The following is a 20,747-nucleotide window of genomic DNA, read 5'->3' as shown; positions in this document are numbered from 1 at the left end:
TTAAATATTATATTTTTGTATCACCAAAAAAAAGCAAACAAAATTTACATATTTATTAAAATGTTGAAAATTATTAAAATAGGAGGCGGAATTATCGATAACGAGCAAGACTTAGAACAATTCCTACAAACGTTTTCCGAAATTAAAGAACCTAAAATTTTGGTTCATGGAGGAGGAAAAGGTGCTTCGAAGATGTTAAATCAATTGGGAATCGAACCAAAAATGATCGAAGGTCGTCGCATTACAGACAAACCAACATTGGATGTTGTCACAGGATTATATGCTGGAAATTTGAACAAATCTATCGTTTCTAAATTACAAGAATTTGGATGCAATGCATTAGGATTATCTGGTGCAGATGGTAATGCAATCAAAGGTTCTAAGCGTCCTGTAAAAACTATTGATTATGGTTTTGTTGGAGATTTGAATCATGAAAGTGTCAACAAAGAATTATTTCAATTATTAATTGATAACAATATCACACCAGTAGTTTGTGCGATTACACATGATGGAAATGGACAATTGTTGAATACTAATGCAGATACTATTGCCTCTACAATTGCGGTTGCTATGTCACAAGAAAATGAAGTAGAATTAAATTTCTGTTTTGATAAAATTGGCGTACTTCGTTATGTAAATGATGACACAACATTGATTCCAAAAATTAACGAAACTTTATATTTGCAGTTAAAAGAAGAAGGTGTAATTTTCGAAGGAATGATTCCAAAATTAGACAATTCATTCAAAGTAATCAATGCGGGTGTAAAAAATGTATGTTTGGTGCACGCGCGCAACATTAACTCAGAGATTAAAACAATTTTATGTTAGAATTAACTGTTCTCAAAAAGAAAGCTGTCGATTTGTTGTGTCAATTAATCGAAACTCAATCTTTTTCGAGCGAAGAAGATAAAACGGCCGATATTATTTTCAAGTTTTTAACTGATCATGGTGCTACGGCTCATCGTCAGAATAACAATGTTTGGAGTATTCATCCAAATTTTGATGAGAACAAAAAAACAATTTTATTAAACTCTCATCACGACACTGTAAAATTTGGCTCTTCTTGGACATATGATCCATTAAAAGCTACAATCGAAGGTGATAAATTAGTAGGTTTAGGAAGTAACGATGCAGGAGCTTCTGCGGTAAGTTTATTAGCCACTTATATCAATTTTTTGAATGATGATTTACCATTTAATCTAATTGTCGCAATCACAGCTGAAGAAGAAAGTTCAGGGCAATTAAATGTTGCAAGTATTTTACCTAATTTACCAAAAATCGATTTGGGAATTGTAGGAGAACCTACGCAAATGGACATGGCAATTGCAGAACGCGGTTTGGTTGTAATGGATGTTATTGTAAAAGGAAAAACTGGACATGCTGCAAGAAATGAAGGTGTAAATGCTATATACGAAGCAATTGATGTGATGAATTGGTTCAAAACGTATCAATTCGAAAGAGTTTCTGATATGTTAGGACCAGTAAAAATGACGGTTACACAAATTGAAGCAGGAAAGCAACACAATGTTGTGCCAGATGAATGTCGTTTGGTTGTAGATTGTCGCGTGAACGAATTATATTCAAATCAAGAAGTCGTTGATATTATTTCGAGTTGTTTGCCAAAAGCAGAAGTTAAAGCACGTTCGTTGCGTTTAAATTCTTCACGTATTTCAGAAAATCATCCAATTGTACAAAAAGGAATCGAATTAGGTTGTACAACATATGGTTCGCCAACGATGTCAGATCAAGCAATGATGAATTTCGAAACCGTAAAAATGGGACCTGGAGATTCTGCTCGTTCTCACACACCAGACGAATATATTTATTTATCCGAAATAGAACACGGAATTGAACGATATACAAGCTTATTGAAAGGTTTTACGTTTTAAATTAATAATAAACTCTTATAATCAAAAAAGCATCTTCAATTGAATGAAGATGCTTTTTATTTTATCAAATATGATAATTAAAACCTGCGGGGATTTTATTAGAAATATAAATCTGTTCTAAAATTTAAACACAAAAAAAAAGAGGCTAATTAATTTTAGCCTCTTTTTTTATATATGAAATTAAGTCTTACTCAATTTGCATTTTAACTGGAATATTGAAATTCAACTTCGCAGCACGACCATCTTCTGTTTGAGCAGGTTTGATCGTTTTCCCTCTTTTTTGTTGACGTTGTGTAATACGCTCTAAAGCTTTTTTAGCTTCAGGACCTAACTTAGCATCACCCATTGGAGAAATTCCAACGATTCTACCTTCAGTGTCAATTTGGAAAGAAAGTTTAGCAGCTACTACACCAGATAAACCTTGACCAGCAGCGTCATTCGCAAAATCTTGCAACTCGTCTTGTAAATCTTGTGATAACTTTTTAGATAAACAGTCTGTTGCAGCTTGTTTACCTTTTGCAGCATCTTTCTCACAACCAGGATATACCGCCATTACAGCCGCTGTACGAGCAGTTACTGTAGATGGAGCTGCAGGTTCTGTACCTTTCCCTGGATTAGGAGTACTTGGTGTATCCTTTGGTGCTTCTTTTTTAGTATTTACTTCATTAGCACCTCCAGTTTGTGTTGTTGATTTTGGCCCTTCTCTATCTACTAAACCTAAATCTTTATCGGCCATTTCCTTTACTTCGACAATAGGCTCTTCTTTTTTAGGCTGAGCTTTAGGCTCTGGCATAACCACTCTAACCTGAGCTGTTTCTTCTTGATATCTTTGTTCTGGCTCTGGCTTTGGTGGCTCTGGTTCAACCACTTCTTCCTCTTTTGGAGGCTCAGGAATATTCAAATCCTCAAGCTGAACATCTACGACTACGTCTTCTGACTTTTTACTTTCAAACAAACCTGTTGCAGAAGCAATAAGACCAAAAGCTAAAATCGCAATTACTATAAATCCACGAATGAAAGCTTTCAATAATGTACTCTTCTCAGACATTCTCATGTCATAAGCTCCATACGCTTTATTTCTACCTTCAAATACAATCTCGTCTAAGGATTTTAGTTTGTTGTTATTTTCTGACATTTTAATTCTTTTAAATTTAACAATTAAACTAATTATTTACCTACTTTTTCGTCGAACACTTTTTGTTCAAAAGGTGCAACAGGTACGATTCCGTAACGAGTAGACTTTGTAATTTCCATTTCATCTAAGATAGTTACTAAATTATCATACGTAGCATCATCCATAGGTTTGATAATTACAGTAAACTTATCTTTATCTGCTCTACCTTGTGCTGCTGTAATAACATCACGAATTTTAGAGTAGTCAGTTTCATTTAGAGTTCCTCCGTTTAATCCTGCCTGATCTTGTTGATGCCAAAATAACTTATTATCCTTTCCAATTAAAATTGATATAGAATTATTCAATTTTATTTCTGGTTTATCAGTTGGATCTAATTTGTCAATTTTTGGAGGCATATTCAAGTTCATTACATTTGGTTTGATCGATGTCGCCGCAAACATAAAGAAAGTAATTAATAAGAAACCTAAATCAACCAAAGGAGCCATATCGACTTTCGTCGAATTCTTTTTGGAACGGACTTTCTTTCCGCCACCGTCATCGTGACTTTCTATTTGTGCCATTTTCTAATTTCTTAATAATTATTCTTGAGATGTAATTAACTGGAACTTATTCATATTTTTCATTTGCAATTGTTGAATCAAATTCTTGAATTGAATATATTCAGATTTTTGATCCCCTTTAATCGCTAAGAAAATATCTGGGTTCACTTCTTTTGCTTCAAATACCCAGTCAATTAATTCTTGATTTTTGTTCGGTATCGTATCTAATGGAATACCTGGATGATATGATTGTTGTTTATCAGCAGACTGATTCAAATAATTTCTCATCTCTTTCATTGGTACACCAAACTCTACTATGCTTTTGAATGCATTCTTTTCAGCATCTGTAAACTTTACTCCGTACTTATCACCCATTCTTTCTAATGTAGGAATACGATCTTTTTCTTCTAATCCGAATAAGAACTTACCTTCACCATCAATTTTAATGATCATCATGTTTTCAGCAGCCATTTTTTGGTTCGAAACAGATGTTGGTGTTACGACAGGAACAACTTCAGGTTCTCTAAAGTTAGATGTCAAAATAAAGAAAGTTAACAAAAGCCAAGCCATGTCAGACATAGCTGTTAAGTCCATCGAAGGACCTCTTCTTTTTGGTTTTACTCTTGCCATTTTCTCTGTATTATTAATTAATATTCTAAATTGTTTGTTGTTTGATTTTGTCCTTATACTATCCTTCTAAGGCTTCGTCAATTGAATATTAATTGTGAGCAGAGAAAGATTGTTGGATACTCATTCCTACTTCGTCAATTTTGAATGTTAAATCATCAATTTTAGAAGTTAAGAAAGCATACATAATAATAGCGAATGCAGAAGCACCAATACCCATACCTGTATTAATTAAGGCTTCGGCAATACCTACTGATAATTGAGCTGCATCTGGAGCTCCTCCTCCTTCACCTAATGCGAAGAATGCTTTAATCATACCGATTACTGTACCCATTAAGGCAATTAACGTACCTACAGAAGCAATTGTAGAGATAATAGTCATGTTTTTCTCTAATGTTGGCATTTCTAATGTAGTCGCTTCTTCTAACGTTTTACCTAATTGAGCTAATTTTTGCTCTTTGTTTAAAGTTGTGTCGTTTTCTAACGCTTTGTAAGTTGTCAAACCTTCTTTCACTACGTTTCCTACGGCACCTTTTTGTTTGTCACATAATTCGATTGCTTTGTTAATTTCATTTTTGTTTAATAAAGCACGAATGTCGTTTACAAATTTCTCAGCAGATCCTGTTCCTTTTGCTTTGTTTAAAGCGATAACACGGTCGATAGAGAATACCAATACCATAAAGAAAAACGAGATTAAGAATGGAATAATTACCCCTCCTTTAAAAATAATTCCTAAAAAGTTTAAAGGATTTCCTCTTTCTGTATCTCCTCCTTCAAAGTTACCTGGTTGACCAAAAACACCATAAAAGATCCCCATTGCGATAGCAATTAAAATGATCATAGTAATCACAGGGTTAAGACCTCCCTTTTTAGTTTTAGCTGGTACTGTTACATTCTTTTCCATTTACTAATTCTTTTAAATATTATGATTTTTATTAATGTGGGTGTAAATTAAGTGAAAATTTTTTAAATCTTCTAAATTTTTTATGTTGTTATGACGTTAAATTTCGAATTTATTTGAAATCAATAGTATTTTTCACCGAAATGATAATTTATTTTTTATCTCATCAGTTCTAATAAAACCTCACAACTTTATAAATTTTGAAAAATATTCAATCTTCACAAAAATTAACCTATCGCAAATTTATTCAATATTTATACATATTTATATTTTTTTTTAAGAATTAAATTATTATTTTGACTTTTGCACTTCAATATTATAATTGCTATGAAAGTTTGTATTGCCGAAAAACCAAGTGTTGCTAAAGATATCGCCAAAGTAATTGGTGCTAATCAGAAGCATGATGGATACTATGAAGGAAACGGATTTCAAGTTACTTGGACTTTTGGTCACCTATGTACATTAAAGGAACCGCAAGATTATACTCCCGAATGGAAAAGTTGGGATCTGAATTATTTACCAATGATTCCGCAAAGTTTCGGAATTAAATTAATTGCAGATAAAGGTGTCTCAAAACAATTTCATATCATCGAAAAATTAGTCACGAACGATCAAGTCGACGAGATTATAAACTGTGGCGATGCTGGACAGGAAGGAGAATTGATACAACGTTGGGTTTTACTTAAAGCGCGTGCTAAAGCGCCAATGAAGCGTTTATGGATTTCTTCGTTGACAGAAGAAGCAATTAAAGAAGGTTTTGATAATTTGAAAGATGGAGAAAAATATTTCAATCTTTTTTCTGCAGGACAAGCGCGTGCAATTGGCGATTGGTTACTAGGAATGAACGCTACACGATTATTTACCAAAAAATTTGCGCCGCCAAAAACAGTTCTTTCTATTGGTCGTGTGCAAACACCTACATTAGCAATGATTGTACAGCGTCAAAAAGAAATCAATGCGTTTATTATTGAGGAATATTGGGAATTGAAAACGATTTTCAAAGAAGTAGAGTTTAATGCGACAATACCTCGTTTAAAATCTGAAGAAAAAGCCAAACAAGGTTTAGATTTCATCAAAAATCGAGAGTTTGAAATCATTGATTTCGATGTAAAAGAGGGTCGTGAAAAAAATCCTCGCCTATTCGATTTAACTGCTTTACAAGTAGAAGCGAATAAAAAATATGCGTTTTCGGCAGAAAATACCTTAAAATATATACAAAGTCTTTACGAGAAAAAATTTGTGACCTATCCTCGTGTTGATACCACTTATCTTTCGGAAGATATTCACCCTAAAGTTCCTGGAATTTTAAATAAATTAACCGCTTATCAAAATTTGATTGCTCCTTTGATGACACAACCAATTCCGATGTCAAAAGCAGTTTTTGATAATACAAAAGTAACCGATCACCACGCTATTATTCCGACAGAAATCTTTCCACAAGGTTTATCGAACGAAGAAAAACGTATCTATGATTTGGTTGCGCGACGTTTTATTGCTGTTTTTTATCCAGAATGTAAAGTTGCCAACACAACTGTCGAAGGAAAAGTTGAAAATAATGGAAAAGACGGTCAACTTTCTGCTATAAATTTTAAAGCAACGGGAAAACAAATTCTCGAAATGGGTTGGCGCGAAGTCTATGCAAAAGATAAAAAGGAAGACGAAAAAGATGAGGAAAAAATAATGCCGATTTTTGAGATTGGTGAAAAAGGTCCTCACGAACCATTTATTCACAAAGGAAAAACAACTCCACCAAAACATTATACAGAAGCAACTTTATTGCGAGGAATGGAAACTGCTGGACGACAAGTAGATGATGAAGAAATGCGCGAATTGATGAAAGAAAATGGAATTGGTCGACCTTCAACGCGTGCAAATATTATCGAGACCTTGTTTCGTAGAAAATACATCGAAAAGAAAAAACGTAATATTATCGCCACACAAACTGGTATTGATTTGATTGATACCATTCAAAATGAATTATTAAAATCTCCTGAATTGACAGGTGTTTGGGAACGAAAACTTCGTTTGATTGAAAAAGGTGAATACGAATTAGAACAATTTAAGCAAGAATTGATTGAAATGGTTTCGAAACTAACATTTGATGTAAAAAATAGTTACTTCAGACCAATCGCTTCTCATCAGAATTCAGTTCAAATAGCTGAAAAACCTAAAAAGGAACGTAAACCGAAAGAAGAAATTAATCTGGAAGATGCAACTTGTCCAAAATGTAAAACACATAAATTAGTCAAAGGAAAAGCCGCTTATGGTTGTGCAAACTTTGCAGCATGTGGATTCAAAATTCCGTTCGAGTTTATGGGTAAAAAATTAACTGATAAACAAATTTTGGATTTGTTAACCAAACAAAAAACTGGAAAAATGGCTGGCTTAATCAATCCTGAAAATGGAGAAAAAGTTACTGGTAAAGCTATTTTGGGAATGAATTTCGATTTAGAATTTGAAGAAATGTAAAAAAAATAAAGTGAGTTTCGAAATTCGAAACTCGCTAATTATATTTCTCCAACGTTTCTTTTAAAATTGTTTTGACTTTTTCTTTCAATTTTTTAGGTTCGATAATTGTAACTGAACGACTCATAGAAAGAATTTCACTGATAAAATCTTCGGTCAAAAATAATTCTAAACCAATTAAAACTTCATCATTATTAGTTTCTAAAATTTGCTGAGATTCGTGCAAAGGCAAAGACTCTAAATAGGCCGCTTGTTTTTTGGTCACAGAAAGCACTATCTTTTCTGGTTTTTCTGAACTTGGAACAATAATGCCGTACGAATACTTGTATTTATCATTGTAATTAAACTCTATATTATCATCAATTTTTTCTTTCAGAATCGAAACTTTATTCATTCGTTCCAAGCCAAAATTTTTGACAATTCCTTTGTCATCAGCAATCAAATACCATCGGTTATTGTGCTCTCTAATTGCAATTGGTGAAACTTTACGAATTGTTTCTTTTTCCTCTCCAAACTTTTGATAATGAAATTCAATTTTCTTTTTTCCTTGAATTGCTTGTACTATATCTGGTAAAAATTCGGCGCGTTTTGGTTTTCTTTTTTCCAAATACACAATAGATTCGAGCGAATTTGTCAATTTCAAAGCAGAAAAACTATTAATTTCTTCTAAAGTTTTCAGAAATAAATCAGAGCTATAATCGTCTTGAATAATATAATATCCACGCTGACTGCGACTATACATTATATCAATTCCCAATATATTTCTGATTTCTTGAATATCGCGCTGTAATGTACGTTTAGAGAAATTAAACTCTAATGTATCATCATTAAGTTGAAGCATTTCAAATTCTCTTTCCAAAAAACGCTCTAAATCTTCATAAGAACAATATTTTTGTTGTGATAATTTACGAACAATATTGAAATAACGCGCGATATAACCTTGTTTTGACATTGAATTGGAAGTGTTTGAGCAAACTTAAGTTATCTGTAATTAAAAACAAAAAAAAGTAACATTTCATTACAAAATGTTACTTTTTCTTCATTAATAAAAATGAAATATTCGAAAAAACGGATTCTATTTTTTAGATTTTTTTACTTTTGTTTTTGCATCTTTCGTAGCTGCTTTTACATCTTGTACCGCCGCTTCTATTGTTGTTGTAGCTGAGTCTACCGTAGCTGCCGCTGAATCTACTACTACTTCTGATGTTATTTCAACTGGAGTTGTGCTATCTTCAACTTTCGCTGTTTCGATGAAATTAGAAAGTTTATCAACAATTTCTGCGTTAGAAGTTGGTTCATTCTTCACTTTTACGCTTAAGAAAATTGATGGTGCAGCATTATCTTGAATATAATTTGATTCGTTTTGATAAACTCCGTCATTTTTAACAGCTGTTGAATTTAAGTTTTCTGTTAACTCTTTTGCTACTTTAACTGTTTCGTTAAATGCAACATTTTGTTTAAAAACAACTGCGGCAACTTTATTTGTATTATCATCAGTTTTTTCAAAATTTAATGTCATGATTAACTCAGGTTTTAAACTATCGATGATTGATCTTTTCTCTTCATCTTTTAATCCTTTCGTTAAATCTTTCCATAAAAGAACCTGAACATTTTCTTTATTCAAAGATTCTAACTTTGTTTTAAATTCTGATGCGATATTTGTTCCTGATTCTACAGCGATATTATCTACAATATCTAAAATAACAACTTTTGGAGCATCTTCTACAACTTTATTTGTAATTTCTGTTGTAGGAACTTTTATTTCATTTTTTGTAGTAAAAGAGAAAGAAACTAACCCTATTGCTACGACTCCTAATACTTGCGTCAATTTTTTCATAATAAATGTGTTTTGTTTAAAAAATGATACTTTTTAAATAGTTAGTACATGAATAAGCTTTGCAGACACTGTTCCGAAAACTCTTAATTAATCCTAATAAATGTTATAGTTTTCTTAATTGACTGATTTTATAAGGGATTCAGAGGAGTTAAATTTATCATTTTTCAAAATTTAGAAAATATAAAACATAAAAAAAGCTCAACTAAGTTGAGCTTTTATATTATTTACATGCAGCAATTATCTGCACAAAATCATCATATTTTAATGAAGCACCACCAACAAGACCACCGTCGATATCTGGTTGAGCAAAAATTTCGTTCGCATTCTGTGCATTTACACTTCCTCCGTACAAAATACTTGTATCATTCGCGACTTCTACGCCAAATTCATCCTTCAAAACTTTACGAATAAATGCATGAATTTCTTGCGCTTGCTCTGGTGTAGCTGTTTTTCCTGTTCCAATTGCCCAAACTGGTTCGTAAGCAATAATCAAACGAGAAAGATCTTCTGGTTTTTGTGCAACTAAAGCATCCATTAATTGAGTTTTTACAACCTCAAAGTGTTTATCAGCTTCACGTTCTTCTAATTTTTCTCCAACACAAAGAATTGGATTAATTTGATATTTAAAAGCTTGTTTCAATTTTTCAGCAATCACAATATCCGTTTCTCCTTGGTATTCTCTACGCTCAGAATGTCCAATTATAGCGAAATCTAATCCGATACTATCCAATTGTTCTGCAGAAATATCTCCTGTATACGCTCCTTTTTCGTGAGCAGAAATATCTTGCGAAGAAATCTTAACATATTGCTCATCTACAGCTTCTAACAATGTTTGTAAATAAATAGAAGAAGGCGCAATTATAACTTGTGCAATTGGATGATTATCTGCTACCCAAGCATTAAGATTTGTTGCCAAATGAATTGCCTCTTCATAGTTTAAGTTCATTTTCCAGTTTCCTGCTACGATTCTATCACGCATAAAAAAGTGTATTTTATTTTGGTTTAATATTTACTGCAAGATAATTATTTCTCTTGAAATTAAAACTGATTTATTTTATGCGAACGCGCGGATCTAAAATTCCGTAAAGAATATCGACCAAAATATTAATCACAATAAACATCACAGCAATCACTAAAACAGCTCCCATCACAATTGGTAAATCTAATGTATTTAATGCATTTACGATTTCTTTTCCTAAACCATTCCAACCAAAAACAAATTCCACAAAAACCGATCCTGCCAACATCGACGCAAACCAACCAGAAATTGCTGTAACAACAGGATTCAGCGCATTTCGTAATGCATGTTTTGTAATCACCGTTTTTCTTGAAAGTCCTTTTGCAAAAGCTGTTCGAATATAATCTTGGTTCAAAACTTCTAACAACGAATTTCGTGTTAATTGCGTAAAAACCGCTAACGGACGCGAACCTAATGTAATTGCTGGAAGAATTAAATTTTTCAACATCAAATGTTTTCCTTCTCCCAAATCATCCACTTCATATAGACTTCCAATCATATTCAGCCCTGTAATATCATGCATCAAAAATGCAAAAATATAGGCAATGATAATCGCCGAAAAGAAAGATGGAATACTCATCCCAAAACTTGTAACAACTAACAAAACACGATCAATCCACGTATCTTTCATCAAAGCAGAAACAATTCCTAACGCAACCCCAATTATCGTTGCAATAATAATAGCCGCAATTGCTAAAACCATTGTATTTGGCAAAGTTTCTTCAATAATTGTACTGACGCTTTTTCCTTGTTTTTGAAAAGATTCACGTAAATAAGGCGTTTTCAAAACCATTTCATTTGTTCCGAAATCCATCAATTTTGTGTAATTGTATTTATCAGAACTTAATGAAGTATATGTTGTATTGTTTTCGTCTATATTATGAAATGAAATCGGCGATAAATCATTTATATAAAAAGCATATTGTTTCCATAAAGGTTGATCTAAACCTAAGTTTTTTCTAATTTGAGCCAATTGTTCAGGATCTTCTTTCTGATCAAGCATCATACGTGCAGGATCTCCAGGAAGAACAGAAAACAATAGAAAAACTACAGTCACAACACCAAAAAGCGTTAGAAATCCGTAGAAAATTTTATTTAAAATATAATTAATCACTTTTTAAAATAATTCTTCTAATCGATTAATTGATGGAAAATCGTTGTCATGATATTTCGCTTTTACCGTTCCTTTTTCTAAAATCATCACACCAGGATTTGAACGAATAATTGTTTTCATCGTTGTTTGATCCATGAAACAATTCTCTAATTCTAAACCTTTAATTGGATTGTTCGAAACCGCTGACACAACAAAACCTTTTGCTTTCGCTTCCTTTCCTAAAGTATTTAATTTCGCAATTTGTTCCTCATTTACCTTTTCAACAAAAGGAATGACAAAAACAATCGCTTTCGAGGCATTTAAAATTTCAGAAGTTTTATCAACACCATTGCAATCAAAATTAAAATCGTGAATTGGTGGTTCGTAACCTTTTTTCTCTACAATTGTACGCGTTTTATCCGCTTCAATTACCCAAGGTGTTCCATGTTTGTACCACTTATCATCCGCAATATATTGTGCATCATCAATTTCTACAACCTTTCCATCTACACTATTTTTCATGGTGTAAATCGTTTTATACGTTGTTGGTTTCAAACCTAATTCTTGCGGAGACTTCATTCCTTCAATCAAATTTTTGCCAACTGCATAAGGTCTAAAATCAATGATTGGTAAATGATTAATTCCAATATAAGCAATAATTGCAGAACCTAAAATTGTAATAAAATTAATCGCATAATTCGCTTTTTCGACGAATAATGGTTTGATATATTTTTGACCAATCACTAAAACAATTATCAACATCAAAAGCACAACATCTTTGTAAAATGATGTCCAAGGTTCTAATTTTAGCGCATCACCAAAACATCCACAATCGGTTACTTTATTGAAATAAGCTGAATAAAATGTCAAAAATGTAAAGAAAATAATCGTTAACAATAAAGCTATTGTTGTAAATCTTTTCCAAACGCCAAGCAATAATAAAACGCCTAAAACTATTTCAAAAAGTGAAAAGAAAGTTGCCAAAGGCAAACTCAAACCTTCTAAAAATGGAATGTTAAGAACTGTTGGCGAAAAATATTCTTCTAATTTGAAACTTAACCCAATTGGATCTACATTTTTTACAAATCCAGAAATTATAAAAATAACTCCAACTATAATTCGGGCAAATTGAACTAAATACCTCATGAAGCTTTCTTTTCGTTAATTAAAATCATTGCGAAAATCGAATAATTAATCATATCCAAATAATTTGCATCTAAACCTTCAGACACAATTGTTTTTCCTTTATTATCTTCGATACTTTTTGTGCGCAAAACTTTCTGATAAATTAAATCTGTGATCGAACTTACACGCATATCTCTCCAAGCTTCACCGTAATCATGATTTTTTTTCATCATCAAATCGTGCGCAATTGTTGCATATTTATCATAAAATTCGATAGCTTGTTCGTCTGTCAAATCTGGCTGATCTGCAAAACCAAGTTCCAACTGAATCAATGCCATAATCGAATAATTAACGATTGCCACAAATTCTCCTTCTTCGTCTTCATCAACCAAACGCTCCGCTGCTTCTTGCAACGTACGAATACGGTTTACCTTGATAAAAATTTGATCTGTTAAAGACGGCAAACGCAGTACACGCCAAGCTGGACCGTAATCTTGTAATTTTTTTGTATATAAATCTCGACAAACAGAGATGATTTCTTTAAATTGAATTGAGGTATTTTTCATAATTTCGTTTCGATTTCAAAAATAATTGAAATTGCTTAAAGAACTTCTAAGATATGACAATTAATTGTAATGGTCGTTTGATTGATTTGAACGAGCCTAAAATTATGGGAATTTTGAATACAACGCCAAACTCTTTTTATGATGGAGGCAGTAATCAATCGATGAATTTGATTTTAGAAAAAGTTGAAAAACATTTGTCCGAAGGTGCCGATATGATTGATGTTGGTGGTTATTCGACAAAACCTGGAGCAGAAAATATTTCGGAGCAAGAAGAAATTGATAGAACTGCACCAATTATCGAAAAAATTATTGAAGAATATCCAGAATTGATTATTTCGATTGATACTTTTCGAGGAAATGTTGCACGTGAAGCTGTAAAAGTTGGTGCTTCTATTATAAATGATGTTTCGGGTTGGGAGTTAGACGAAAATATGTTTGATGCAATCAAAGAACTTCGAGTTCCATACATTTTAATGCATATGAAAGGAACGCCAAAAACAATGCAAAATAATCCTGAATATGCAGATATTACGCTGGAAGTAAACGAATATTTTTCCAAAAAAATTGCGCAATTAAAAGCTGCAAAAGTGAATGATATTATTTTAGATCCTGGTTTTGGTTTTGCAAAAACATTGGATCATAATTATGAATTATTCAATAAAATGGAAGCTTTAGGTTTTGAAGGTTTTCCTTTATTAGTCGGAATTTCGCGAAAATCGATGATTTATAATTTGTTCGAAACAACTCCGCAAGAAGCTTTAAACGGAACTTCTGTACTAAATATGGTTGCGTTACAAAAAGGTGCAAAAATTTTGCGTGTTCACGATGTAAAAGAAGCAAAAGAAACCTTACAAATTTTTCAGAAATTGAATCAAATATAAAATAAAAGCCACTAAAAAGGCTTTTATTTTATATTTCTGCGAGCATCCCAAATACTCAAAATAATTAATTTAGCATCAGTAAATTCATACAATAACAAATATTCTCTGATAAGTTTTACTCTCACATTATCAATATTTGTTCGTCGACCAATTGTAGGATTTTCGCGCAAAACTTCTAATGTTTGAAGAATTAGATAATTTAATTTGATACTAAATCTCTTTGATTTATTTCTTAAAATCCAATATTCTAAGATTTCTTTTCGTTCAAGATTCGCTGTTTTTGTCCAAATTATTTTTCGTTTAGCCATTTTTCAATTTCTTGATTGGCTACTTTTTCACTAATTATAGATGAATTTTTATACTCATCTTTAGCTTCTTCAACTCGAACAATTTGTTCGTCAGTTAAAGTATAAATTCCACTTTCAGATTCAAAATCAAGTAAATTATTTATTTGCTCAATACTATTTTTATCATCCAGTTTTTTTATCTTTTCTATTGTCAACTTTTTTAACTCTTCTGTATTCATAATGAGAGATTTAATTTAAAGTTAATCAATTTTAATCAATGATTTTACTATTTGGAAAGAAAACTTTAAATGTATCAACAATGTTAATGTCCGATGTCAAAATTTGCCAATGTGAATCTTTCACAAATTCAAACACAACTTCGTTGTCGTATAAATTTTCATCCTCAATATTTACATGCAAATTATTTTCTTTTCTATCTCCAATAATCAACGCCTCCGTTACATGTTCCATTTTATAACATAAACTTTCTAACTGATCATATTCCACAAAAATTCCGTCTTGTTGATCAATCACTTCTTGCAATTCGAAAACCGAATATTCGTCCGTTTCACTTTCACCATCAACCCAAAGAATTTTCCAAAAATAATCCTGTATATCTTTTATTGGAGCAATCACCTCTTCCATTCGTTGAATTTGGTTTTCGTCTTCTCCGTAAATTTCTATTTTATAAGTTTCCATATCTATTACAAAATTAAAAAAGTAACTTCAAACGGAAGTTACTTTTTTACAATTTTATACTTTTTCTAACTCATGTTTCACACGTTTTTCAGATTTGATATCCATAACCTGAATCGATTCTTTGCTAAAAATCTTGAACGAATGTTCATGTTTTTCTAAGAGAAAATCATAAGGTCCTTTTGGTGCAATTAATTTCACTAAAACTGGCGCAGTTTCTAACGAGATAAACACAAGAGCTATAAAAATAGCTGCAGTCCCTAAAATTGGATTATTAACTGACAATTCGTCTAAAGCCTGCATACGTGCAGCAAAACCATTGTAATTCTCTTCGGTTGGTTTAGCCGCATCAATTTCTTTTTCTTTTGCAACATTCAATCGATCTAATTCTTTATTAATTTCAGCTAAACGAGGCGCAGATTGTTGAATATAAGTTTCGATTTCGGCAGCTTTTTGTTTTTTCAATTCTGCTTTTCGTTTTGCATTTGGTCCATAACCTTCGCGTCCAGTTGTTGTTTCAGTTTGTGTACCCACAACTTCTTTTTCCAATTCGATAGAAGCAGAATTATACTCGTTTCTTAATTTATCAATTTCTGCATAAATTTCTTTTCGTTCATTCGAAAAAGGCGTTCCCAATTCAGCATAACGCGCATCAATTCCTTTTTGTAATTCCGTTTTATTTCGATTGACAATAATATTTAATTGCTTGTTAATTTCTTTCTCGAAAATTTTTAATTCTAACGGTTTCGAAATCACAATACCTAATAAAATTGCAACCAAAATACGTGGCAAAGCAATAAAAAACTGACGAAAAAATCCACCTGACTTTTTCATTGATGTGACAATATATCGGTCAAGATTAAAAATCATTAATCCCCACAACAAACCAAAACCTGTTGCTGCATATATATTATCAAAAACAGTATTCAGCGCATATCCAGCAGACAAAGCCGCCAAAATTCCTGTAAATAATATGACACCTCCAATACCAACATGTTTGTTGATATCTGTTGGTGTTTTTTTCAAGAGTTCAAGACTACTCCCTGAACAGATGATTAAAAATTTCTGTAGTCCATTCATTTTGCAAATATAGTACTTTGTATAACATATTATTAAATATCGTGCCAAAAAAAGCTGACAATCAAATTGTCAGCTTATATTTTCAAAAAATTTACTTAAACAAAATTAAGCTTGTTTTTCGATTTTAATTCTCCATCCATAAGGATCTTCTGCTAATCCGTATTGAATATCTTTTAATTTCTTTTTCAATTGTAATGCAAAAGATTCTTCTTCAGCTAAAGTTGGTAATTGAGCGCGCTCTTCACCAAACCCTACTGCATCGTATTGTGTAATTACAACAGCAGTTCCACAACCAAATACTTCTTTCAATTCTCCTGATTTGTAAGCATCATACATTTCTTGTACTTCTACAGGACGCACTTCTACTTCGTATCCGTTATCTTTTGCTAAAGTTAAAACAGAATCACGAGTAACTCCATTCAAAATTCGCTCAGAAGTAGGCGCAGTTAAAATTTTGTTTCCGATACGTACCATTACATTCATTGTTCCAGCTTCTTCGATAAATTTGTGCTCGATAGAGTCTGTCCAAATCACTTGATCATAACCATCTTTTTGCGCTTCAGAAGTTGGGAAAAATGATCCAGCATAGTTACCACCACATTTTGCAAAACCAACACCACCTTGTGCAGAACGGCTATAATAATCAGCAATTTTTACTGATAATGGTTTGTCATAATAATTAGGTGCATAAGCTAATAAAATTGCAAAAATAAACTCGTTAGATGATCTTGCAGAAATAGCTTCTTCTGTTGCGAACATTACTGGACGAATGTATAAAGACGTTCCGTAATCTTTTGGTACCCATTGACGATCGATATCAATAATCGCTTCTAAACCATCAATAAAAATTTCTTTCGGGATTTGAGGCATATTAAGACGTGCCGCAGATAAATTAAAACGTTCGAAGTTTTTCTCAGGACGGAAAATAAATACTTCTTCATTATCATTTTTGTAGGCTTTCATTCCTTCAAAAATTGTTTGACCATAATGAAAAGACATCGCTGCTGGCGTCATTGAAATTGGTCCGTAAGGAATAATTTTTGGCTCATCCCATTTTCCATCTTTGTAATGTGCGATCAACATGTGATCTGTAAACTCTTTCCCAAAAGTAGTAGAGTTGAAAACTGAATCGTTAAATTTTGATTCAGCAATTTTTTCTATAATCATTTTACGATATATTTTGTTTGTGCTTATCAAAGGTACATTTTATTTGCACTTTTTCATAATAAAAATCATAACTTTCGACGATGAAAAGAATTATTCAAGAAACGGAAGATGGATCTAAAACTATCTATATTGAAGAATGGGATGAATCTTATCATTCTAAGCATGGCGCTGTACAAGAGGCTTTTCATGTATTTATACAAAATGGATTTCATCATTTTATAGAAATAAAAAATCCTATAAAAATTATAGAAATTGGATTAGGTACGGGACTTAATTCTTTCATTACTTTGATGGAAGCTGAAAAACATAAAACTCCAGTGCAATATGTTGGAATTGAAAAATTTCCGGTTTCTGAGGAAGAATTTGAATTGGTGAATTATTTCGAAAATGTTTTCAAACTTTATCCGGAATTTGAACATCGAAAAGAAGAGTTTTTAGATTATTATCAACAATTATTTCATTCAAATTGGGAAAATTGGAATAAAATTTCTCCATATTTTGAAGTTAAGAAAGTGGAAGAAGATTTTTTCAATCTGAAAAATATCAACGAAAATAATTTTGATTTAGTTTATTTTGATGCATTTGGTTCTCGTGTTCAACCAGAATTATGGGAAAAAGAATTGTTAGAAATTGTTGATTCTTTAACTAAAAAATCTGCCATTTTTACCACTTATGCAGCGAAAGGAACCATAAAAAGAGGTTTGAAAGATTTGGGCTATATTGTACAAAAACGTCCTGGGCCTCCAGGAAAACGTGAAATGATGGTTGGTTTGAAGGACTTTCCATTTGATAAATAATCTCCTTTATCATTAATTATAAAAATCGTAAATTTGCGCTGGAAAACAATTTGATGTTTTCTACATTTTTTTATGACAAATTATATCGAATATAAATTTAAAGTTGCGGAAGTAGAGCCTTTTAATGAAATTATTATTGCAATGATTTCTGAACTACCCTTTGAAAGTTTTGTTGAAAACGAAGAAGGTTTTGATGCTTACATGCCAAAAACTGACGAAAATATTGACCAAGTAAAAGAAGTGATTGATTCTATCGAGAATATTGATTTTTCTTATACGCGTCAAGAAATTGAACAACAAAATTGGAATGCAACTTGGGAAGAAAATTTCACGCCAATTTTAGTGAATGACCAATGTTTGATTCGTGCAGAATTTCACGAAACAGTTGAAAATATTCCGTACGAAATTATCATTCAACCAAAAATGTCTTTTGGGACTGGACATCACTCTACAACACATTTGATGGTAGAATATATCTTGGAAACTGAATTTACAGGAAAAGATATTTTGGACATGGGCTGTGGAACGTCAATTCTTGCAATTTTAGGAATGAAACGTGGTGCAAATTATGCAGAATGTATCGATATTGACGAGTGGGCTGTGGAAAATTCTATCGAAAATGGAAAACGAAATGGTGTTAGTTTAGATGCGAAAATGGGTGATAATTCACTTTTGGGAAGCAAACAGTTTGACATTATTTTAGCGAATATCAACAAAAATATTTTAATCAGTCAAATTCCTTCTTACATCAATGTTTTGAATGAAAATGGTGATTTATTTTTAAGTGGATTGATGGAGCAAGATTTTGATGATATCTTAGCTTTTTGTACAGAAAATGGTTTGAAATTTGTATCTAAAAAACAACGAAATGAGTGGATTGCGCTACATTTCAAAAAATAAAATGATATGACAAAATACGCAACGCAACCCATGTGGGAAACGGAAAAAGATTCGGCTGTTGATGTATTGGAACAGGAATCACACAAATATCAAATTATTGTTTACAATGATGATGTGAATACTTTTGATTGGCTAATCGAATCGTTGATTGATGTTTGTGAACACACGCCAGAGCAAGCGGAACAATGTTCTATTTTGATTCACTACAAAGGTAAATGCGAAGTCTTGACGGGTGAATTAGAAGATTTAAAACCTCGATGCACAGAATTATTGAACCGAGGTTTAAGTGCAGAAATTATTTAGAATTTCTTAATAATCATATAAAGCAAAATCAGAATCGTCTAATGTTACATTGGACGATTTTTTGTTTTGATCACTCACTATATACGAATCATAGATCTTCTCGTAAACATGATTTTCTGTTTTTGTATCCACAACTTCTGTAGATTTTTCTGTAGAATTAATCACAAAAGGAGTTACAACCAATGCTAATAGCAATATACAAGCAGCAGCCCACCAAATATTGAAATGTACAACTTTTGTTTCTTTTTTATCAATAGTTTTCGATAAAATTGACTGTTCTAAATCGTCAAAATAATTAGTAGGGGTTGTATAATTTTCCTTTTGTTTTAAGCTTTTAAAATAAATTTCATCTTCTAAATTCTTAAAATAATTCTCTGGAACCTTAAAATTATTTTTTAATCCATTTTCTTTCATATCATTCATAAGACAAAAAAAAGTTAAAAAGGTTTAATCTTCATCCTCTAAAAATTCTTTAATTTTTGTAACTGCATGATGATAAGACGCCTTTAGCGCACCAACAGATGTTCCTGAAATTTCAGAAATTTGTTCATATTTCATTTCATCATAATATTTCATCATAAATACTACGCGCTGCTTTTCTGGCAAACTTGCAATCGCTTTTTGTAGTTTCAACTCAATTTCATCTCCTGTAAAATACTCATCCGTAGATAAATCATCTGCAATATTCATCGAATAATCTTCAAACGAAACATTTTGTTCTTTAGCATTTTTATGAATAAAATTGATGGTTTCGTTATAAGTAATCCTAAAAATCCATGTCGATAATTTTGATTCATTTTTGAATGAATTCAAATTTTGATAGATTTTTATAAAAACATTTTGAGCAATATCATCTGCGTCTTCATGAATCAAAACCATACGACGAATTTGCCAATAAACTCTCTGATGATAATCTTTTACAAGAAGTTTAAAAGCTTGTTCCCAATCCTTATTTAAAATGTGATCTAATATTTTCTGATCCAATTGAATAATATTAAGCTGTAAAGCTATTAAATTTCAAATGATAAACTTCTAATATTATTTCAAGTAATGTATATTTTATCTTTTTTTTAAGAAGTTTAATTCCCTATCTAGGTTTTGGAACCCTAAAATATCGATTAAGTAGATTATTTACAGTTAAATAACTATGCTTTGAATTTATTGTAATTTTTAACTTTTTACTTCTTTCGTAACTCAATTCTATTGCTCATAATTTTAAAAGCATGGCGTATGGCTATAAAAAAATGACCGATAAAAAGGAATACTATTTCACTCTGATCGAGAAATACAATATGCTTCAAAGAAGTTTACAAATGTGCTTGATTCCTATGGCGTAGAACGTAGCATGTCAAGAAAGAAAATAGCAATGCTGAAAGTTTTTAAAGATTGAAATTATTTATAGAAATAAATAAATTTCAAGAGAAAAAATGAAAACGAAAA

General features: G+C 31.7%; 24 protein-coding genes. 7 read left to right on the top strand and 17 right to left on the bottom strand.

Annotation, left to right across the window (positions count from 1 at the left end; all coding sequences use genetic code 11):
- The first annotated feature begins 60 nt into the window (after window positions 1-60).
- Together argB and N5D46_RS12355 are read left to right on the top strand one after the other, a co-directional pair.
- Window positions 61-828, top strand: coding sequence for an acetylglutamate kinase (gene argB / locus N5D46_RS12360; protein ID WP_221854615.1), 768 nt, complete (start codon window positions 61-63; stop codon window positions 826-828).
- The gene (locus tag N5D46_RS12355) at window positions 822-1,889 is read left to right on the top strand and encodes a M20 family metallo-hydrolase (RefSeq protein WP_280050111.1); all 1,068 of its coding nucleotides are present in this window, start codon (window positions 822-824) and stop codon (window positions 1,887-1,889) included. Before argB ends, N5D46_RS12355 begins: the two co-directional genes overlap by 7 nt.
- 187 nt (window positions 1,890-2,076) lie before the next feature.
- Here N5D46_RS12355 and N5D46_RS12350 read toward each other — a convergent pair whose 3' ends face one another.
- From N5D46_RS12350 to N5D46_RS12335, 4 genes are all read right to left on the bottom strand, one after another.
- The gene (locus N5D46_RS12350; protein ID WP_038336862.1) at window positions 2,077-3,024 is read right to left on the bottom strand and encodes a hypothetical protein; all 948 of its coding nucleotides are present in this window, start codon (window positions 3,022-3,024) and stop codon (window positions 2,077-2,079) included.
- A gap of 32 nt (window positions 3,025-3,056) precedes the next feature.
- Window positions 3,057-3,584 (bottom strand): biopolymer transporter ExbD, encoded by a 528-nt coding sequence (locus N5D46_RS12345; RefSeq protein ID WP_038336863.1) that lies wholly within the window; start codon window positions 3,582-3,584, stop codon window positions 3,057-3,059.
- An 18-nt stretch (window positions 3,585-3,602) separates the two neighbouring features.
- Window positions 3,603-4,193, bottom strand: a complete 591-nt coding sequence (locus N5D46_RS12340; RefSeq protein ID WP_280050110.1) for a biopolymer transporter ExbD — start codon at window positions 4,191-4,193, stop codon at window positions 3,603-3,605.
- An 88-nt stretch (window positions 4,194-4,281) separates the two neighbouring features.
- A complete protein-coding gene (locus N5D46_RS12335) occupies window positions 4,282-5,094 on the bottom strand; it encodes a MotA/TolQ/ExbB proton channel family protein (RefSeq protein WP_280050109.1) in 813 nt (270 codons plus the stop codon).
- A gap of 324 nt (window positions 5,095-5,418) precedes the next feature.
- Here N5D46_RS12335 and N5D46_RS12330 point away from each other — a divergent pair, with 324 nt between their 5' ends.
- The gene (locus tag N5D46_RS12330) at window positions 5,419-7,560 is read left to right on the top strand and encodes a type IA DNA topoisomerase (protein ID WP_221854610.1); all 2,142 of its coding nucleotides are present in this window, start codon (window positions 5,419-5,421) and stop codon (window positions 7,558-7,560) included.
- A gap of 34 nt (window positions 7,561-7,594) precedes the next feature.
- Here N5D46_RS12330 and N5D46_RS12325 read toward each other — a convergent pair whose 3' ends face one another.
- The 6 genes from N5D46_RS12325 to N5D46_RS12300 form a co-directional block, all read right to left on the bottom strand.
- A complete protein-coding gene (locus N5D46_RS12325) occupies window positions 7,595-8,509 on the bottom strand; it encodes a WYL domain-containing protein (protein ID WP_114999082.1) in 915 nt (304 codons plus the stop codon).
- A 123-nt stretch (window positions 8,510-8,632) separates the two neighbouring features.
- Entirely contained in the window at window positions 8,633-9,394 is a 762-nt protein-coding gene (locus tag N5D46_RS12320; protein ID WP_038336870.1) for a hypothetical protein, read from the bottom strand.
- 220 nt (window positions 9,395-9,614) lie between these two features.
- Entirely contained in the window at window positions 9,615-10,373 is a 759-nt protein-coding gene (gene tpiA / locus N5D46_RS12315; protein ID WP_114999079.1) for a triose-phosphate isomerase, read from the bottom strand.
- Window positions 10,374-10,443: 70 nt separating this feature from the next.
- Entirely contained in the window at window positions 10,444-11,526 is a 1,083-nt protein-coding gene (locus N5D46_RS12310; RefSeq protein WP_280050108.1) for an ABC transporter permease, read from the bottom strand.
- Window positions 11,527-11,529: 3 nt separating this feature from the next.
- Window positions 11,530-12,651, bottom strand: coding sequence for a BT_3928 family protein (locus N5D46_RS12305; protein WP_038336875.1), 1,122 nt, complete (start codon window positions 12,649-12,651; stop codon window positions 11,530-11,532).
- The gene (locus N5D46_RS12300; RefSeq protein WP_038336876.1) at window positions 12,648-13,196 is read right to left on the bottom strand and encodes a DUF1599 domain-containing protein; all 549 of its coding nucleotides are present in this window, start codon (window positions 13,194-13,196) and stop codon (window positions 12,648-12,650) included. Before N5D46_RS12300 ends, N5D46_RS12305 begins: the two co-directional genes overlap by 4 nt.
- 53 nt (window positions 13,197-13,249) lie before the next feature.
- Between N5D46_RS12300 and folP the strand changes: the two genes are divergently transcribed.
- Window positions 13,250-14,077 carry a dihydropteroate synthase gene (gene folP / locus N5D46_RS12295; RefSeq protein ID WP_280050107.1) on the top strand — a complete coding sequence of 276 codons (828 nt, stop codon included), beginning with the start codon at window positions 13,250-13,252 and terminating at the stop codon, window positions 14,075-14,077.
- Window positions 14,078-14,100: 23 nt separating this feature from the next.
- Here the strand turns inward: folP and N5D46_RS12290 are convergent, their stop codons facing one another.
- The 5 genes from N5D46_RS12290 to N5D46_RS12270 form a co-directional block, all read right to left on the bottom strand.
- Window positions 14,101-14,385, bottom strand: a complete 285-nt coding sequence (locus N5D46_RS12290; RefSeq protein WP_280050106.1) for a type II toxin-antitoxin system RelE/ParE family toxin — start codon at window positions 14,383-14,385, stop codon at window positions 14,101-14,103.
- Window positions 14,367-14,603, bottom strand: coding sequence for a hypothetical protein (locus tag N5D46_RS12285; protein WP_280050105.1), 237 nt, complete (start codon window positions 14,601-14,603; stop codon window positions 14,367-14,369). The genes N5D46_RS12290 and N5D46_RS12285 overlap by 19 nt, the downstream gene beginning before the upstream one ends.
- Window positions 14,604-14,634: 31 nt before the next feature.
- Window positions 14,635-15,063: a hypothetical protein gene (locus N5D46_RS12280; RefSeq protein WP_125350302.1), complete on the bottom strand. Its 429-nt coding sequence runs from the start codon at window positions 15,061-15,063 to the stop codon at window positions 14,635-14,637.
- Between the two features lie 54 nt (window positions 15,064-15,117).
- A complete protein-coding gene (locus N5D46_RS12275; protein ID WP_125350303.1) occupies window positions 15,118-16,140 on the bottom strand; it encodes a DUF4407 domain-containing protein in 1,023 nt (340 codons plus the stop codon).
- Between the two features lie 105 nt (window positions 16,141-16,245).
- Window positions 16,246-17,307 carry a branched-chain amino acid aminotransferase gene (locus N5D46_RS12270; protein ID WP_280050104.1) on the bottom strand — a complete coding sequence of 354 codons (1,062 nt, stop codon included), beginning with the start codon at window positions 17,305-17,307 and terminating at the stop codon, window positions 16,246-16,248.
- A gap of 80 nt (window positions 17,308-17,387) precedes the next feature.
- Here N5D46_RS12270 and mnmD point away from each other — a divergent pair, with 80 nt between their 5' ends.
- The 3 genes from mnmD (at window position 17,388) to N5D46_RS12255 (ending at window position 19,307) form a co-directional block, all read left to right on the top strand.
- Window positions 17,388-18,104, top strand: coding sequence for a tRNA (5-methylaminomethyl-2-thiouridine)(34)-methyltransferase MnmD (gene mnmD, locus N5D46_RS12265; RefSeq protein WP_280050103.1), 717 nt, complete (start codon window positions 17,388-17,390; stop codon window positions 18,102-18,104).
- 72 nt (window positions 18,105-18,176) lie between these two features.
- Window positions 18,177-19,004 carry a 50S ribosomal protein L11 methyltransferase gene (gene prmA, locus N5D46_RS12260; RefSeq protein WP_038336885.1) on the top strand — a complete coding sequence of 276 codons (828 nt, stop codon included), beginning with the start codon at window positions 18,177-18,179 and terminating at the stop codon, window positions 19,002-19,004.
- A gap of 6 nt (window positions 19,005-19,010) precedes the next feature.
- Window positions 19,011-19,307 (top strand): ATP-dependent Clp protease adaptor ClpS, encoded by a 297-nt coding sequence (locus N5D46_RS12255; protein ID WP_280050102.1) that lies wholly within the window; start codon window positions 19,011-19,013, stop codon window positions 19,305-19,307.
- Window positions 19,308-19,313: 6 nt separating this feature from the next.
- Here the strand turns inward: N5D46_RS12255 and N5D46_RS12250 are convergent, their stop codons facing one another.
- Together N5D46_RS12250 and N5D46_RS12245 are read right to left on the bottom strand one after the other, a co-directional pair.
- Window positions 19,314-19,730 carry a hypothetical protein gene (locus tag N5D46_RS12250; protein ID WP_125350307.1) on the bottom strand — a complete coding sequence of 139 codons (417 nt, stop codon included), beginning with the start codon at window positions 19,728-19,730 and terminating at the stop codon, window positions 19,314-19,316.
- A gap of 24 nt (window positions 19,731-19,754) precedes the next feature.
- Window positions 19,755-20,291: an RNA polymerase sigma factor gene (locus N5D46_RS12245; protein ID WP_280038158.1), complete on the bottom strand. Its 537-nt coding sequence runs from the start codon at window positions 20,289-20,291 to the stop codon at window positions 19,755-19,757.
- Window positions 20,292-20,747: the final 456 nt, after the last annotated feature.

Source organism: Empedobacter sp. GD03865 (assembly GCF_029840775.1).
GTDB lineage: Bacteria > Bacteroidota > Bacteroidia > Flavobacteriales > Weeksellaceae > Empedobacter > Empedobacter falsenii_B.
The sequence above is the reverse complement of the archived record's forward strand: the minus strand, read 5'-3'. Positions and strand labels throughout refer to the sequence as shown.

What these genes read in the sequence shown, in the direction of transcription:
- N5D46_RS12250 (WP_125350307.1), bottom strand. Translation starts at nt 19,730, where the DNA reads ATGAATGATATGAAAGAAAATGGATTAAAAAATAATTTTAAGGTTCCA.
- N5D46_RS12320 (WP_038336870.1), bottom strand. Translation starts at nt 9,394, where the DNA reads ATGAAAAAATTGACGCAAGTATTAGGAGTCGTAGCAATAGGGTTAGTT.
- N5D46_RS12340 (WP_280050110.1), bottom strand. Translation starts at nt 4,193, where the DNA reads ATGGCAAGAGTAAAACCAAAAAGAAGAGGTCCTTCGATGGACTTAACA.
- N5D46_RS12355 (WP_280050111.1), top strand. Translation starts at nt 822, where the DNA reads ATGTTAGAATTAACTGTTCTCAAAAAGAAAGCTGTCGATTTGTTGTGT.
- N5D46_RS12255 (WP_280050102.1), top strand. Translation starts at nt 19,011, where the DNA reads ATGACAAAATACGCAACGCAACCCATGTGGGAAACGGAAAAAGATTCG.
- folP (WP_280050107.1), top strand. Translation starts at nt 13,250, where the DNA reads ATGACAATTAATTGTAATGGTCGTTTGATTGATTTGAACGAGCCTAAA.
- argB (WP_221854615.1), top strand. Translation starts at nt 61, where the DNA reads ATGTTGAAAATTATTAAAATAGGAGGCGGAATTATCGATAACGAGCAA.
- N5D46_RS12350 (WP_038336862.1), bottom strand. Translation starts at nt 3,024, where the DNA reads ATGTCAGAAAATAACAACAAACTAAAATCCTTAGACGAGATTGTATTT.
- N5D46_RS12305 (WP_038336875.1), bottom strand. Translation starts at nt 12,651, where the DNA reads ATGAGGTATTTAGTTCAATTTGCCCGAATTATAGTTGGAGTTATTTTT.
- N5D46_RS12275 (WP_125350303.1), bottom strand. Translation starts at nt 16,140, where the DNA reads ATGAATGGACTACAGAAATTTTTAATCATCTGTTCAGGGAGTAGTCTT.
- N5D46_RS12285 (WP_280050105.1), bottom strand. Translation starts at nt 14,603, where the DNA reads ATGAATACAGAAGAGTTAAAAAAGTTGACAATAGAAAAGATAAAAAAA.
- tpiA (WP_114999079.1), bottom strand. Translation starts at nt 10,373, where the DNA reads ATGCGTGATAGAATCGTAGCAGGAAACTGGAAAATGAACTTAAACTAT.
- N5D46_RS12345 (WP_038336863.1), bottom strand. Translation starts at nt 3,584, where the DNA reads ATGGCACAAATAGAAAGTCACGATGACGGTGGCGGAAAGAAAGTCCGT.
- N5D46_RS12335 (WP_280050109.1), bottom strand. Translation starts at nt 5,094, where the DNA reads ATGGAAAAGAATGTAACAGTACCAGCTAAAACTAAAAAGGGAGGTCTT.
- N5D46_RS12270 (WP_280050104.1), bottom strand. Translation starts at nt 17,307, where the DNA reads ATGATTATAGAAAAAATTGCTGAATCAAAATTTAACGATTCAGTTTTC.
- mnmD (WP_280050103.1), top strand. Translation starts at nt 17,388, where the DNA reads ATGAAAAGAATTATTCAAGAAACGGAAGATGGATCTAAAACTATCTAT.
- N5D46_RS12300 (WP_038336876.1), bottom strand. Translation starts at nt 13,196, where the DNA reads ATGAAAAATACCTCAATTCAATTTAAAGAAATCATCTCTGTTTGTCGA.
- N5D46_RS12290 (WP_280050106.1), bottom strand. Translation starts at nt 14,385, where the DNA reads ATGGCTAAACGAAAAATAATTTGGACAAAAACAGCGAATCTTGAACGA.
- prmA (WP_038336885.1), top strand. Translation starts at nt 18,177, where the DNA reads ATGACAAATTATATCGAATATAAATTTAAAGTTGCGGAAGTAGAGCCT.
- N5D46_RS12325 (WP_114999082.1), bottom strand. Translation starts at nt 8,509, where the DNA reads ATGTCAAAACAAGGTTATATCGCGCGTTATTTCAATATTGTTCGTAAA.
- N5D46_RS12280 (WP_125350302.1), bottom strand. Translation starts at nt 15,063, where the DNA reads ATGGAAACTTATAAAATAGAAATTTACGGAGAAGACGAAAACCAAATT.
- N5D46_RS12330 (WP_221854610.1), top strand. Translation starts at nt 5,419, where the DNA reads ATGAAAGTTTGTATTGCCGAAAAACCAAGTGTTGCTAAAGATATCGCC.